The organism is Hymenobacter amundsenii (genome assembly GCF_002204745.1).
In the GTDB taxonomy this organism is placed as follows: Bacteria; Bacteroidota; Bacteroidia; order Cytophagales; family Hymenobacteraceae; genus Hymenobacter; species Hymenobacter amundsenii.
On sequence record NZ_NIRR01000016.1, the window covers coordinates 18,692 to 33,030 of the forward strand.

Sequence of the window (14,339 nt, forward strand, 5' to 3'; positions counted from 1 at the left end):
AAAGATATGCCTTCCGGCCTTGCCGGCCTCAGAGCTCATTAATGAGGCGCTGCAGTTGCCGGCGCTTGCGGCGGTTGAGCTGTTCGAGCAGCCGCTCGCAACGGCGGCTCATGACCAGCTCGTCGGCCGTAACGGGTGTAATTCCGAGGGCGGCCTGGAGTACGGCGGTGGCGCGGGTTTCCTGGCTGCGGTTAAGGTAAACCCGCGCCAAGTCATAAGCGTGCTCGATGCGCTGGGGAGCGAGTTCGTAGGCCTTGCGCAACGACTCGACGGCCAGCAGCGTGCTGCCCCCCACCGGCATACCGCCCAGAAACAGCTTGCTGTAGAGCCGTTCCGGCAGGCTGTAATGGTCGACGCGGTATTGCCAGCGGCCTAGTAGCTGCCAAGCTTCGGCCCAGTCGGGGCGCAGCTCAGTGGCCCGGTACGCGTGGGGGCGCAGTTCGCGGTAGGCCAGCAAACGGCTGCGCAAGGGCAGCAGCGGGGCCAGGGTAGCCAGCGCCAGACCAGCGGCGTAGTGCGCCTCCGCTCCGTCGGGACATACTGTCAGGGCTGTTTTGGCGTAGAGGCGGGCGGCGGCCAGGTAAGCCAGCTTGCGGGTTTCGTCGGTGTAGCGGCTACCGATACGCACGCTCAGCACGGCCGCTTCCCACAGCGCCGCGTACGTGGCCGGGTCTTTGGCCAGTACCCGCTCGTACTTGCCCAGCGCCTCCGATTCGTGATAGTCGGCCTGCAGGCGGCGGGCCTCAGCCAGCAGCCGGGCCACCGCTGGGGTGGGCGCCGGAGCCGGGCAGCCAGGCGTGGCCAAAGCAGTTTTGGGTGGTTTGCCAACCGCTTTGGAAGCTGACTTGGCTGCTTGGCTGCCGCTCGATTGCGCTAGGGCTGCCCCCGCGCTCAACAGCCCTATTCCCAGGAGGAGCAGGCGGAAGACTGGAAGCAGCGAAGTGAGCATAAGTGGGAGCAGTGGAGCAACAAGCGGGCAGCAGCAGCAGTAGCCCGGCCGGCGCAAAGTTGGCCAATCCGGCGGAACAACACGTGGGGAGGATGAAGGCTGGCCTTCATCCTCCCCACGTGTTGTTCCGCTTCTTCCTGCTAAAATAGCTTGAGCTGCGACTTGGGCGATTTGAGCACGGCCTGGGCCTGAGCCACCTCCTCATCGGAGATATCGAAGTCGTCGGTGCGGTCGGGCAACGGCTCGTGGGGCGCGGCCGGGGCGGCAGGCGCAGAGCGCGGGATGGTGGCGGGACCCGCTTTCTTCTTGGCCGATTTGCGCTCGGGCTCGGGGCCTTCGTCGGTAGTTAGGGTGAGGGCGTGGATTTTATAGTAGTTGAGCTTATTGCCCAGCGCTTTCCACCCTTTTACGTCGATAAACTCGTGGAGGAGCAGGCTTTCGGTTTCCTTATCGGCCTTTTTGTCCCGCTGCAGCTTGATGCTCACGGCCGGTTCCGGATGCGCCGTGGCCGTTAGCAGCTTGGTGCCCTTGGTTTCGGGCAGGAAGGTGAAGCGCTTATCAAGGGTACTGGTTTCAACCCGGAAACGCTTTACGTAATGCGTTTTCGACTCCCCTTCCAGATACACCGCGCTCAGCACGGTATCGGTATCGAACTTGCGCAGCAGCAGCATATTGGCCATGTCGAAGTGCAGGGCCAGATCGGGCGACTGCAAATCGTAGCTGCCGTCCTTGAATACGCGCAGCAGGGTGTCGTCGGTGTCGAAGGTGCCCAGGTAGCGGCCGTGGCCATCGGTATTGAGGCGGCCCACCACGTTGTCGAAAAACATTTCCCGGCCGCCCAGCGTGGAGTCGCCGAGAGCTTTCTGGGTGATTTTCTTGATGGACTGCTTGGTGACGATATTGCCCATCGAGCCCTTACCCTTGATGGCCAGCTCGGCAAAATCGAAATCGAACTGCTTCACCCGGGCCGCCGCTTTGTCGGCGAGCTGGATGCCTACAATTTCTGACTCCGAGTTGGGGTTGGCCGTCAGGTAGAGCGTTTTGGTGCCCTTGGTGCCCTTGGTCAGGTCGTAAACTTTATCGCGGGTGATGCTCGTAACCAAAAACCGCTTGGCGAAGCTGATGCCGGAGGTGCCGTCCTGGTAAATCATGTTGTACACCAGCCGGTCGTCGTTTTTGTTGTACACGCCGGCGTGCAGAATGTCCTTGCCGACGAAGGTTTTCTCGGCGATGCGCGTGACGACGAACGTGCCGTCGCGGCGGATGGCGATGATGTCGTCGAGGTCGGAACAGTCGGTGACGGCCACCGCTTTTTCGTCCTTCTTAAGGCCGTAGCCCACAAAGCCATCGGCGTAGTTTACGTAGAGCTTCTGGTTGGCCACGGCTACTTTCTGGGCCGTTACTACCGAGAAAGCCCGCAGCTGGGTGCGCCGCTCCCGATTTACGCCGTACTTTTTCAGCAGGCCCTCGAAGTAGTTAATGGCGTAGCGCGTAAGGTTGGCCAAGTGGTCGGCCACTTCGGCCAACTCAGCTTCGAGGCGGGCAATCAGCTCATCGGCCTTGAAACCGTCGAACTTGCTGATGCGCTTGATGCGGATTTCGGTCAGCCGCGTGAGGTCGTCCTCGCTGATGGCGCGGGCCAGCACGATGCGGGTGTCGTTGGCCTTCTCCTTCTCCCCTGCTACCCGCGTGAACTTCTTCAGGCCAGCTTCAATTGTTAGCAGGATGTCGTCCCAGGTTTCGCACTCCTCGATCTTACGATAAATACGGTTTTCGATGAAAATCTTCTCCAGCGAAGCCGAGTGCCACTTTTCGCCCAGCTCCTCCTGCCGAATCTCCAGCTCCCGCTCCAGCAGCCGAACCGTTTTCTGGGTGCTTAGGCGCAGCATGTCCTCCACAGCCACGAAGCGTGGCTTATCCTCAATAATAACGCAGGTGTTGGGCGAGATGCTGATTTCGCAGTCGGTGAAGGCATAGAGCGCGTCCATCGTCAGGTCGGGGCTCACGCCGGGCGGCAGGTGCACCTGCACCTCCACCTCGGCGGCCGTATTATCGACCACCTTCTTGATCTTGATTTTGTTGGCTTCGGACGCCTTCACGATGCTTTCCATCAGCGCCGTGGTAGTGGTGCCGTACGGAATGTCGCGGATGACGAGCATGGTTTTGTCGGCCTTCTCGATGGTGGCCCGCAGCCGGATTTTGCCGCCCCGCTGCCCGCTTTGGTAGTTACTCACGTCGGCCAGGCCGCCGGTCGAGAAGTCGGGAAACAGCTGAAACTCCTTGCCCTTGAGCACCGCCACGCTGGCCTGGCACAACTCCCGGAAGTTGTGGGGCATAATCTTAGTGCTCAACCCCACGGCAATGCCTTCCACGCCCTGGGCCAGCAGCAGCGGGAACTTCACGGGCAGCGTGGTGGGCTCGCGCTTGCGGCCGTCGTAGCTCATCTGCCACTCCGTAATGTCGGGGTTGAACACCACCTCCAGCGCGAATTTGCTCAGGCGGGCCTCGATGTAGCGAGGCGCGGCCGCCGAGTCGCCGGTGCGGATGTCGCCCCAGTTACCCTGGGTTTCAATCAGCAGGTCTTTCTGGCCCAGGTTCACCATGGCGTCGCCGATGCTGGCGTCGCCGTGGGGGTGGTACTGCATGGTCTGGCCGATGACGTTGGCTACTTTGTTGAAGCGGCCGTCGTCCATCTCCTTCATGGCGTGCATGATGCGGCGCTGCACGGGCTTCAAGCCGTCCTCAATGGCGGGCACGGCCCGCTCCAGAATCACGTAGGAGGCATAATCCAAGAACCAGTTCTGGTACATGCCGCGCACCGTGGCCACGTCATGGATGGTTTCGCCAGGCGCAAATTTGGCCTCCTCCTCTTCTTCCGCCGACAGCTCGTCTTCGGGAATGGCTTCCGCCTCAATAATGGCCTCCACATCGGCCCCGGACTCGGCCAAGACTGCGGTGGGTTCCACCGATTCATCGGCCCCGGTGGATGAGGCAGCCCCGCCTAGGTCTACCGAGTCGCCGGCCGCATAATGGCCGTCGGAATCAAGTGTGTGCTGAGGGGCTTGGAAGTTCGTTTCTTCGGACATACAGGGTGTGGCTCCAGGCCACGGTTATTTGTTCTTGTACCACTCTCCGGCGCGGGCAACCGCCGCTTCAGAGGAAATTTGCATTCTGTTTGGCCTACGCCAAATCCTCTTCCGGCACCTCGGCTACGGGCAGCACATCGGAGGTAATCAGGTCTTTTTCCAGGCGCAGGTTGTCAATAATGAATTCCTGGCGTGCGGGCGTGTTCTTGCCCATGTAATAGGTTAAAATCTGCTGCACCGAGCGTTCGGCCTGCAGAATGACGGGTTCGAGCTTGATGTTTTCGCCGATGAATTTGCCGAACTCATCGGGGCTGATTTCACCCAGGCCCTTGAAGCGCGTGACTTCGGGGTTGCGGCCGAGCTGGCGCATGGCGGCCTGCTTCTCGCCTTCGTTATAGCAGTAAATGGTCGTTTTCTTGTTGCGTACCCGAAACAGCGGCGTTTCCAGAATGTACACGTGGCCGTTGCGCACCAAATCGGGGAAGAACTGCAAAAAGAAGGTGAGCAGCAGCAACCGGATGTGCATGCCATCCACGTCGGCATCGGTGGCAATTACCACGCGGTTGTAGCGCAGGTTTTCGATTCCCTCCTCGATGTTGAGCGCGTGCTGGAGCAGGTTGAGCTCCTCGTTTTCGTACACGATTTTCTTCTTCAGCCCGAAGCAGTTCAGCGGCTTACCGCGCAAACTGAACACGGCCTCCGTCTGCACGTTGCGACTCTTGGTGATGGAGCCGGAGGCCGAGTCGCCCTCGGTGATGAACAGGGTCGTTTGGGCCTCCTCTTCGTGCTTACCGTCGCCGAGGTGGAATCGGCAGTCGCGGAGCTTGCGGTTGTGCAGGTTGGCCTTTTTGGCCCGCTGGTTGGCCAGTTTCTTCACCCCGGCCATGTCCTTACGCTCCCGCTCGCTTTGCTCGATGCGCTTTTTAAGCGCCTCCGCAATACCCGGGTTCTTATGCAAGTAATTGTCGAGGTGCTCCTTAATGAAATCGAGGATAAAGCCGCGTACCGTAGGGCCGTCGGGGCCCATGTTCATGGAGCCCAGCTTGGTTTTGGTCTGGCTCTCGAATACGGGCTCCTGTACCCGCACCGAAATGGCGGCTATAACTGAGGCCCGCACGTCGGAGGCATCGTAATCCTTCTTATAGAACTCACGTAGCGTTTTCACGATGGCCTCGCGAAAGGCCGCCAGATGGGTGCCGCCCTGGGTGGTATACTGCCCGTTCACGAAGCTGTAGTATTCTTCGCCGTAGTCGTTGCCGTGGGTGAGGGCTAGTTCGATATCCTCGCCCTTGAGGTGGATAATGGGGTAGCGCAGGGTCTCGGGGTCGGCCTTGCGGGAGAGCAGGTCGAGCAGGCCGTGCTCGGAGTAGTACTTCTGGCCGTTGAAGTGGATGGTTAGGCCGGCATTGAGGTAAACGTAGTTCCAGATCTGATTTTCGAGGTATTCGGGGTAAAATTTATAGTTCTTGAAAATCGAATCGTCGGGCTGGAACACCATGAGGGTGCCGTTGCGCTGGCTGGTTTTCTGAGGCTTGGCATCACTCGTGAGCATACCCTGCGAGAACTCGGCCGACTTCATCAGCCCGTCGCGCACGCTCTGCACCAGAAAGTAATTGCTGAGCGCGTTAACCGCTTTGGTGCCCACCCCGTTTAAGCCCACAGACTTCTGAAAGACTTTGCTGTCGTACTTGCCGCCCGTGTTAATCTTGCTTACTACGTCCACCACTTTGCCCAACGGAATACCCCGGCCGTAGTCGCGCACCTGCACCTTATCCTCCGAAATCTTGATTTCGATGGTGCGGCCGTGGCCCATTACGTGCTCGTCGATGGAGTTATCGATAACTTCCTTTACCAGCACATAGATGCCGTCGTCGTAAGCCGAGCCGTCGCCGAGCTTGCCGATGTACATGCCGGGCCGGAGCCGGATGTGCTCACGCCAGTCGAGGGAGCGGATGCTGTCTTCGGTGTAGCCGTGGGTGGCAACGGATATCTGTTCTTCAGCCATCAGGAGAATGCGCGAATCAAAGGAGAAGGTAAAATAACGCAGAAAACTGTCCTTTTCCGCGAGCTTATTTCGCTAGTAAAGTTAGCAAATTCCTTTTTTTCAACCTAACTCCATTGTCGTTCGTTCCGACAAACGCTGCAGGACGCCGCTTACAATTCTTTTTTCGACTCAACATCTCCCAACCATATTAGCAAAATGATTACTCCTGCCGCTCAACATCACCTGCCCCCCACCGGCCATAAGCCCACGCCCGAAGTCCGGCAGACGTCCTTCATCCAGTTTTCCCTCTTCATGCTGGGGGCCGTGCTGCTGGTTTACACCCTGCACAAGCTCGACGCCATTTTGCTGCCGCTGCTGTTTTCGGCGCTGTTCACGCTGCTGCTACTACCCATCTGCCGGTGGCTGGAAAACCGCCGTGTGCCGCGCATTCTGGCCATCATCCTGTGTCTGCTGCTGCTGTTGGCCGTGTTCGCCGGTATTATCGTGGCTTTCGGCTCCCAGCTCACCCAGTTTCAGAGTGAGTTGCCCAAGCTGCAAACCAAGCTATTAGAGTTTTTCCGTGACGGCCAGGAGTGGGCGCAGCTTAAATTCGGCTACACGCCCATGAGCGTTGATGACCTAAAGGATGCCACGCTCAAGGCCGTTAAGAAGTCGGGCGGCTCTTACCTGGGCACGACCCTGCTCACCACTACGGCGGTTCTAAGCAATCTGGCGCAGGTGCTGATTTACATTTTCTGTCTGCTGCTTTACCGCGACCATTTGCGCCAGTTCATGTTCCGCTTCGTGGCCCCCGACAAGCGCACAACCGTTCTGCATACTGTAGATAACATCCAGACCGTCGTGCAGGCCTACATTTCGGGTTTGTTGAAGGTAATTGTCATCGTGTCTATTCTCAACGGCATCGGGCTGTTGGTGCTGGGGGTGAAGTTTGCCATCTTCTTCGCCATTTTCGCCTCGGTGCTGGCCGTTATTCCTTATATCGGCATCCTGATCGGGGCCACTGTGCCAGCCATTGTTACGCTGGTTGAAACCGGCTCGCCGGTGCAAGCAGCTTTGGTGGTAGGCGTATTTGTGATCGTGCAGTTTCTGGAAGGCAACTTCATTACACCCATGATTACGGGCTCGCAGGTGAGCATCAACCCGCTGGCCGCCATTCTGGCCCTGATTCTGGGCAACGAGCTGTGGGGAACACCCGGCATGATTCTGAGCATTCCGCTGATGGCCGTAATCAAAGTGGTGCTCGACGCCAACAAAACGACCGAGCCCTGGGGCTTCTTGCTCGGCGACACGGCCGATGGCGACGATTCGACCAAGTCAGAAGGCGACCAGCCGGGAGGCCTGCACCGGCTCTGGAACCGAATGCTGGGCCGTTCCGAGGAATAACAAGCGCCGCAAGCCGCCGGAACTGACCTCAATTTTACACGCAACCCGACCGGGGCACCCAGCGGTATAAGGACAGAGCTGCTGCCCACTGCGGCAGCCTTCTTTTTACCTTAAAACATCTTCTCATGGCACTTATCACTGGCGAAACCGCCCGCGCTTACAACGACCTCGTAGAAATCAATAAAACGGCCGCTAAAGGCTACCAGGAGGCCGCCGAGGGCGTTGCCAACCCTGACCTGAAAGCCAAGCTGAGCCAGTTCAGCCAGCAGCGGGCCCAATTCGCTTCCGAGTTGAGCACGCACGCCCAGCAGTTCGGCATCAACCCCGAGCAGGAAGGCACTGTGGAAGGCGCCCTCACCGATGCTGCTGCCGCTGTTCACCGGGGCTGGATCAACATCAAGTCGGCCATTACGGGCCAGGACGATTCGGCCATTCTGGGCGAGTGCGAAACGGGCGACTCCACGGCCCTGAGCAGCTACGAAACGGCCCTGAAGTCGAATGAACTGCCCACCGAAGCCCGCAGCGTTATTGAGAAGCAGCACGGCGAAATTCTGTCAACCAAAAACTGGATTACCGGCCAGAAGGGCCGCTAAGCTTTTCTGAGCTATTAGCCTTTTGCTGATAACTTTTATCTTTTTTGAAAGGAGCCTACCAGTTGGTAGGCTCCTTTTTTTGGCTAGGATGGCTGGGAAATTTGAGGTTGAAAATCGGTGCAACCATCCGGGCGGGTATCTTTGTTACCAATCTGCTTAGTTGATTTAGCCCTAGCGGGTATTCTCAGAACAAAAGCTATCAGCCAACAGCTAGTAGCTAACAGCTCAAAAAAGCATTTGTACGCCATCATCGACCTTGAAACCACCGGGGGCCAGCCCGCGCAGGACCGCATCACCGAAATTGCCATCTATATTCATGATGGCGAGAAAGTGGTGGATGAGTTTAGTTCGCTGATTAATCCGGGCCGGGCTATCCCCTTCTTTATTACCCAGCTCACGGGCATCACCGACGATATGGTGCGTGAGGCCCCGCGCTTCCACGAGGTAGCCCGCAAAGTGGTGGAGATGACCGAGGGCTGCGTATTCGTGGCCCATAACGTGCGCTTCGACTACTCGTTTCTGAAGAAGGAGTTTGGCGACCTGGGCTACAACTACTCGCGCAAAACGCTGTGTACGGTGCGCCTGAGCCGCTCGCTGATGCCGGGGCAGCCCAGCTACAGCCTGGGCAAGCTTTGCCAGAATATCGGTATCCCGCTGAACGGGCGGCACCGCGCCGCCGGCGACGCGGCGGCCACGGCCATTCTGTTCGGGCGGCTATTAAACATCAGCCAGGAGCAGGAAACTCCGGCCGCAGCTGCTGGCCTGAGCCCGGCCGACGCGCTGGCCGTGGTAGATGCCCAGGCTCCGGCGGGCCGCAAGCCGGTGGCGGCTACCGGGGGCAAGCAGCCCTCGCCGCGCAAGATAAAAGCCGTGCAGGAGGCCATTAAAACGGCGCTGCTGCCGCCCAACATTACGCCCGAGCACGTGGCGGCCCTGCCCCAGGAGGCGGGCGTGTATTACTTCCATAACCAGGCCGGGGAAGTGATTTACGTGGGCAAGAGCATCAATATTTACAAGCGTATTCAGCAGCATTTTGCCGTCGATTATAAGTCGCGCAAGAGCATTGAGTTCAAAAGTTCGATTTCAGAAATCACCTGGGAGTTGACTGGCTCCGAGCTGGTGGCACTGCTCTTTGAGTCGCACGAAATCAAGCGCCTCAAGCCACTTTACAACCGCCAGCAGCGGCGGTCGGTGTTTCCGGCGGGTATCTTTCTGCGGACTGACGACGACGGCTACAAGCACCTCTACTACGGCCGGGCCGACGACCATGCCGAGTCGCACCCGCTCATCGCGCTGGCCAACCAGTTCAAGGCCAAGGGCTTTCTGTTTCATAAAGTCGCCAAATTCAACCTCTGCCAGAAGCTCTGCGACCTGTACAAAACCACCGGCCCCTGCTTCGATTACCAGGTACACCGCTGCCAGGGAGCCTGCGTGGGCCAGGAGCCACCCGAAGCGTACAACCAACGGGTAGAAGCCGCCATTGAGTCGTTTACCTATGAGCACGGCTCGTTTGTTATTATCGGGACGGGCCACCGGGCCGATGAAAAGAGCCTCGTGGTGGTAGAAAACGGCCGTTACCTAGGCTTCGGCTACGTAGATGAAACCTTCTCGGCCCGCCGCTTCGAGGATTTCCGCGACGCCGTTACGCGCTACCACGATAACAAGGACGTGCAGCAGATTATTCGTCAGTACCTGCGAACCAAGCACAAAGACAAGGTAAAGGTGTTTAAGTAGAGGACTGATTTTATACAAACTCAGATGGGGCTTAGAGGATATGACAAGCTTGGCGGCTGCCAGTACATATGTCCCTCTCCCCGCTTACTTGCCAGCGGCTGGCACCGTTTGCTGCTGTTGCAACCAACGCACAGCCTGATTTTCGTCGTTGAAACGGCGCATTTGGTAAGTGCGGGCCGGACTCTGCTCTGCCACTTGGAAAGCGGGCTGAGCGTCGGTCAGGGCCTGGTAATCGGGGGAAAGCAGCTGGCTCATGAACACAAGCTGGCCAAAAGTGGCATTCAGGCTAGGAAAAAACTCTTCCAAGCCCCAGCGGGTGGTTTCTGCGTCGGCTGGTGGGCGGCGGCGGCCATCGAGTAGCCAGTAAGGGCAGGCACACTGCTGGGCTGCCTGCAGAATTAAGGCGTAGCCCTGGCGGGTTTCATCCCCCGAAACGGGCCTTAACCAGCGGCCGACCAAAAAATTGAGGTCGGAGCGGTAAGCCAGGCTCAGGTAGTCGGGGGAAAGGAAGGTTTGCATCGGGCGGCGAAAACGAAGTCAAATATAGGACTCTGCCGGAAGCATTTGCATTACCCTGCGTCCGGAGCCGCCCTTAAAAAGGGGGACTTATCAATTTGTACCTGATTCTGGCAACTGCCGGCTCGGCAGGCCGTATGTTTGCCCCCCGGAGCAACTTGTTTCGGCTCTTCACCGCTCCATGTCTACTGACACACCTTACATTTCCATCACGTTTCGCTCCGATCTGGCTTTATTGATAGTGCGCTGGCTGCGGGAAGTATCCCAAACGGAGCTGCAGCAAGGCTACCTCGAAGCCTGTCAGGTTGCCGCCGACCACCAAGCCGGCCGGTGGCTGGTAGACTCGCGCCGACGGGCCGAGCCAGATGCCCAGATGGTAGACTGGCTGGCCCAGGAGTACTTACCCGCCCTCAAGCCGGCCATCCACAATTTACCCATCCATTTGGCCTGTTTGGTGGCCACTACCTGGCGGCCAAGCACCAGCCCCGCCACGCCCCTAGCCGCGCTGGCGCAGACTGTTTCCGATATTGAGCAGGATTACCAGATTAGCCTTTTCGGCGACGAGGGCGCGGCTATGGCTTGGTTGCAGGAGCAACCATAAGGCGCCACTGAATAGTGGCAAGGGCGAAACACACCGGCAACCAACACGGCTAATACAGCCGGTGGCGCAGCAGCCAGCCGGCCGCGTCGAATTCCTCGGCTTTGGGCTGATATGCTTCGGTTTTGAATTTGCCCACCCGTAACGTGTTACCGTCGCCGCTGTCGTAGATGGTAAGGCGGCTGGATGGGCTCTTTTCGGGGGCCGGGGTAGCCTCGATCAGGTCCTGGCCTTCGCCGTCGTACACCCCCATTTGAATACGGCTGGTGGGCTCGCCGCGCAATTCAAACGAGTCGTTGCCGCCTAGCCCAAACAGCTTGATGGATCGGGTTTCGGCCGCTTTAAAGGTGCGCTCGTGCAGCATGGTAGCGCCCTCGGACGTGAGCCGGAATAACTGCACCCGCACGGCATCGGGACCGGTGGCCTCCACCACGAACCGCTCGGCTTCGTCGGTGCCGGGTAGCTCCACGTCGCGGTTGAGCAGCTCGTAGAACCTGTCGGCCACGGCGGGTAGCTGGTCGCGGCGGGCGCGGAGCTTGCGCGTGAATTCAGCCTGACTGATCTGCTGGACTTCGGGCGGCCAAGTAGCCAGGGCCCGGGCTATTACCTCGTCTGAGAGGGCCCCGCGTAGGGAGTCGGCCACCTGCTGGAAATCGGTGCGGGTCAGGTAGGGCAGCAACGACTTATCCATCGGGCGGGCGGCGCGGTTGAGGCCCTCCACGTCGGCAAGGCGGATTTTCTCGTGGAAGCTTTGGTAGTTGGATTTCACCCAACCGATGATGTGGGTAAGCAAGCCATCATCGAACTTGAAAAAAGCATGGTCCCGGTCGCGCGGAATAGCGCGGTAGGTGGTGCCGCCGCCGGCTGCCGGGAAACTGGCCCAGCGCCACTGGTCTTCGCGCCGGCTCCAGTCGCCGAGCCACATATCGAAAAGGCGGTTGCGCAGGTACTGGCGGGCATCCACCTGATACTGGGAGCTGGCCACCAGATTCGAGAAGGCCTTGCGCGAGCTTTCCACATCGGCCGAGCGGCCGAAGCTGGCCACCGTGCTCTGGTCGCCGTCGGGCCGTTCCTCAAACAGGTAGAGCGCGTAGCCGAACTCCTCGCGAAACTCGCCCAAGGCGGGGTCGTCGGCCACGTACACGAGGCGCGGGTTGGTATGGAAAAGACCAGCGGCCTCAGCCAACGGAGCCGCGATATAGGCGCCGTAGGGGTGGATAACGCTGGTTTGGTCCTTCATGATTCGCCCAATGGCCCCATCGCGCAATTCTTCGGGCAGGGCCCGGGTGGCGTCCTTGTCCACCGAGCGCAGCACGTACTGTATCCCGTTACGGTCGACGAGGCGCAGGTTTTTGGTCTGGAACGAGCCGCCCTCCTTCATGGGCGTCAGGCCGCCGGGCACGGCGGTACGCAGGTTAAAAACAGGCACTTTCACCGGTAAATCCCAGAGGGCCCGGTAGTGAGTGCCCCAGAAAAAACGGTGCAAGCTCCCCCGGTCGTACTGCGGGCCAGCCGCCACCACCACGGTCGAATCGGGGCCGATAACGGGGCGGACGGTAGTAGACGGGGGCGTTTGTTGGGCGGGGGCGGAACAGGCCACCAGCAGCAGGCCGCTGCACAGGCCCAGCATCAGGAAGGGCGCGGAAGGAGAGAAAGACACGGAAGCGCGGGGTTTCGCGGTATAAGGGAAGCGGAGCCGGCTTCAACCGACTCCGCTTCCCTTATACCGCAAAGCCAGCCCCTACGGTTATGCCCGCTGGCATTCACTTTTCCGGTAAACTTGCGTTGAAGGAAATAATCCCGCGCTTTACTGCCCTGAATGAACCCTCGCTACGCCCTACCCCTACTGTTGCTGTCCATCACGGCGTGCAGTCGAAAGTCGTTTTTCCAGCCCGACGCCCGCCTGGACTATACCACCGTGCTGCCTGCCAACGCCGATAGCGCGCGGGTAACGGCTGGCCGCCACTACCAGCGTGGCCCGCTGGGCCGCTTGCTACTGGGCGCGCATTACCGCCGGGCCTGGGCCCAGCCGCTGCAACTGCCCGTGCTACGGCCCGACCGCCTGGTTCCGGGTGGCCTGCGCTTCGAGAAAATGGGCGGTGGCTTCCAAACGGTGAGCATGACGATGGTGGACTCGGCAGGCCGCAGCTACGCGGTACGCACCATTGATAAAAATCCTGAAAAAACCCTGCCTAAGGTTTTGCGGCGCAGCTTCGTGATGACGGTAGTGCGCGACGCCACCGCCGCCGCCATGCCTTACGGCGCCTTCGTGGTGCCCCCGCTGGCTGAGGCCGCCGGAGTACCCCACACCAGCCCCCGCCCCTACTACGTGCGGGCCGATGAAACCGGGCTGGGCCCCGCCTCCGAGCAATTTCAGGGTAAAGTGGTACTAGTGGAGCGCAAGTTCGAAGGCAAGCAAAATATCAGCGGCCCCGTAGCCGGGGCCAAGCAGCTCGAAGAAACCGACGATGTGCTACCCGAACGCTACGACGACCAGCGCTACGAACTCGACGGGGCAGCCTTCGTGCGGGCCCGCCTGCTCGACATCTGGCTTGGCGACTGGGACCGGCACGAGGGCCAGTGGAGCTGGGCCGGCTACGCCCAACCCGCGGGCCGGCTGCTTTGGAAACCCGTTCCCCAGGACCGGGACCAGGTTTTTTTTCGCTTTGACGATGGGCTGGCCTCCTGGGTGGTTAGCAAGGCCGTGGCCAAGTTCCGCACGTTCGGGCCCGAGTACCAGAGCATCGAGGGCTACACCCGCAACGCCTCATTCATCGATGCCCGCGCCCTGGCCGCTGTGCCCCGCGCTACGTATCTGGCCACCGCCCACGACCTGCAGCAACGCCTAACCGACGCCGTAATTGAGCAGGCCGTACGCCAGGGCTTACCCCCTGAGGTGTATGCCTACGAGGGCCCACGGATGATAGCTAGCCTGCAGGCCCGCCGCGCCAAGCTACCCGAGGCCGCCGAAACGTTCTACCGCCTCGAAGCCGAAGACGTGTTGGTAGCCGGCACCGACGACGACGAACGGTTCGTAGTCGAGCGCCTCAACGACACGGCCACCGTGGTTTCGATGTACGCGACCAAGGGCGTGCCCGCCGGCCAGAACGGCCGCCTGCTCTACCGCCGCAGCTTCAACCCCACCGAAACCAAAACGGTGCGCCTGCACGGCCTGAAAGGCAAAGACGAGTTCGTGGTATCAGGCCGGGTGCGCCGCTCGCCATTCATCGACATCTACGGCGGCCCCCAGGAAGACGTGGTACGCGACTCCTCGCGCGTGGCCGGCCTGCGCAAACGCACCCGCTTCTTCGACACGGCTCGCAACAACGAGCTCCACCCCGGCCCGGAAACCAAGAACAAAACCGCCCACAACGTCCTCTCCCACGCTTTTGACCGGGATGGTTCGGGGAGGTAGAAGGTGAAGTTAGGCTTGTCATCCTGACGCAGGAAGGACCTGCTTAAGAAGCTGATATAT

General features: G+C 59.9%; 10 protein-coding genes. 5 read left to right on the forward strand and 5 right to left on the reverse strand.

Translation table 11 applies throughout. The features are described from left to right. Window positions 1–28: 28 nt before the first annotated feature. The 3 genes from CDA63_RS10900 to CDA63_RS10910 all read right to left on the reverse strand — a co-directional run bounded on the left by CDA63_RS10900 (window position 29) and on the right by CDA63_RS10910 (window position 6,040). Window positions 29–805: a hypothetical protein gene (locus tag CDA63_RS10900; RefSeq protein ID WP_126546818.1), complete on the reverse strand. Its 777-nt coding sequence runs from the start codon at window positions 803–805 to the stop codon at window positions 29–31. Window positions 806–1,089: 284 nt separating this feature from the next. Further along, window positions 1,090–4,035 carry a DNA gyrase/topoisomerase IV subunit A gene (locus CDA63_RS10905; protein ID WP_088464487.1) on the reverse strand — a complete coding sequence of 982 codons (2,946 nt, stop codon included), beginning with the start codon at window positions 4,033–4,035 and terminating at the stop codon, window positions 1,090–1,092. Between the two features lie 94 nt (window positions 4,036–4,129). Beyond that, a complete protein-coding gene (locus CDA63_RS10910; RefSeq protein WP_088464488.1) occupies window positions 4,130–6,040 on the reverse strand; it encodes a DNA topoisomerase IV subunit B in 1,911 nt (636 codons plus the stop codon). Between the two features lie 195 nt (window positions 6,041–6,235). Between CDA63_RS10910 and CDA63_RS10915 the strand changes: the two genes are divergently transcribed. The 3 genes from CDA63_RS10915 (at window position 6,236) to CDA63_RS10925 (ending at window position 9,750) form a co-directional block, all read left to right on the forward strand. Next, window positions 6,236–7,423, forward strand: coding sequence for an AI-2E family transporter (locus CDA63_RS10915; RefSeq protein ID WP_088464489.1), 1,188 nt, complete (start codon window positions 6,236–6,238; stop codon window positions 7,421–7,423). A 125-nt stretch (window positions 7,424–7,548) separates the two neighbouring features. Continuing rightward, window positions 7,549–8,016: a ferritin-like domain-containing protein gene (locus CDA63_RS10920; protein ID WP_088464490.1), complete on the forward strand. Its 468-nt coding sequence runs from the start codon at window positions 7,549–7,551 to the stop codon at window positions 8,014–8,016. A gap of 237 nt (window positions 8,017–8,253) precedes the next feature. Beyond that, window positions 8,254–9,750, forward strand: coding sequence for an exonuclease domain-containing protein (locus CDA63_RS10925; protein WP_088464491.1), 1,497 nt, complete (start codon window positions 8,254–8,256; stop codon window positions 9,748–9,750). Between the two features lie 84 nt (window positions 9,751–9,834). On the opposite strand, the gene CDA63_RS10930 is transcribed toward CDA63_RS10925, so the two are convergent. After that, window positions 9,835–10,269: a hypothetical protein gene (locus tag CDA63_RS10930; RefSeq protein ID WP_088464492.1), complete on the reverse strand. Its 435-nt coding sequence runs from the start codon at window positions 10,267–10,269 to the stop codon at window positions 9,835–9,837. A gap of 178 nt (window positions 10,270–10,447) precedes the next feature. On the opposite strand from CDA63_RS10930, the gene CDA63_RS10935 reads away from it, so the two are divergent. Continuing rightward, window positions 10,448–10,867, forward strand: coding sequence for a hypothetical protein (locus tag CDA63_RS10935; RefSeq protein WP_126546819.1), 420 nt, complete (start codon window positions 10,448–10,450; stop codon window positions 10,865–10,867). A 49-nt stretch (window positions 10,868–10,916) separates the two neighbouring features. On the opposite strand, the gene CDA63_RS10940 is transcribed toward CDA63_RS10935, so the two are convergent. Then, window positions 10,917–12,524, reverse strand: coding sequence for a hypothetical protein (locus CDA63_RS10940; RefSeq protein ID WP_126546820.1), 1,608 nt, complete (start codon window positions 12,522–12,524; stop codon window positions 10,917–10,919). 159 nt (window positions 12,525–12,683) lie between these two features. On the opposite strand from CDA63_RS10940, the gene CDA63_RS10945 reads away from it, so the two are divergent. Continuing rightward, window positions 12,684–14,279, forward strand: a complete 1,596-nt coding sequence (locus CDA63_RS10945) for a hypothetical protein (protein WP_088464495.1) — start codon at window positions 12,684–12,686, stop codon at window positions 14,277–14,279. Window positions 14,280–14,339: the final 60 nt, after the last annotated feature.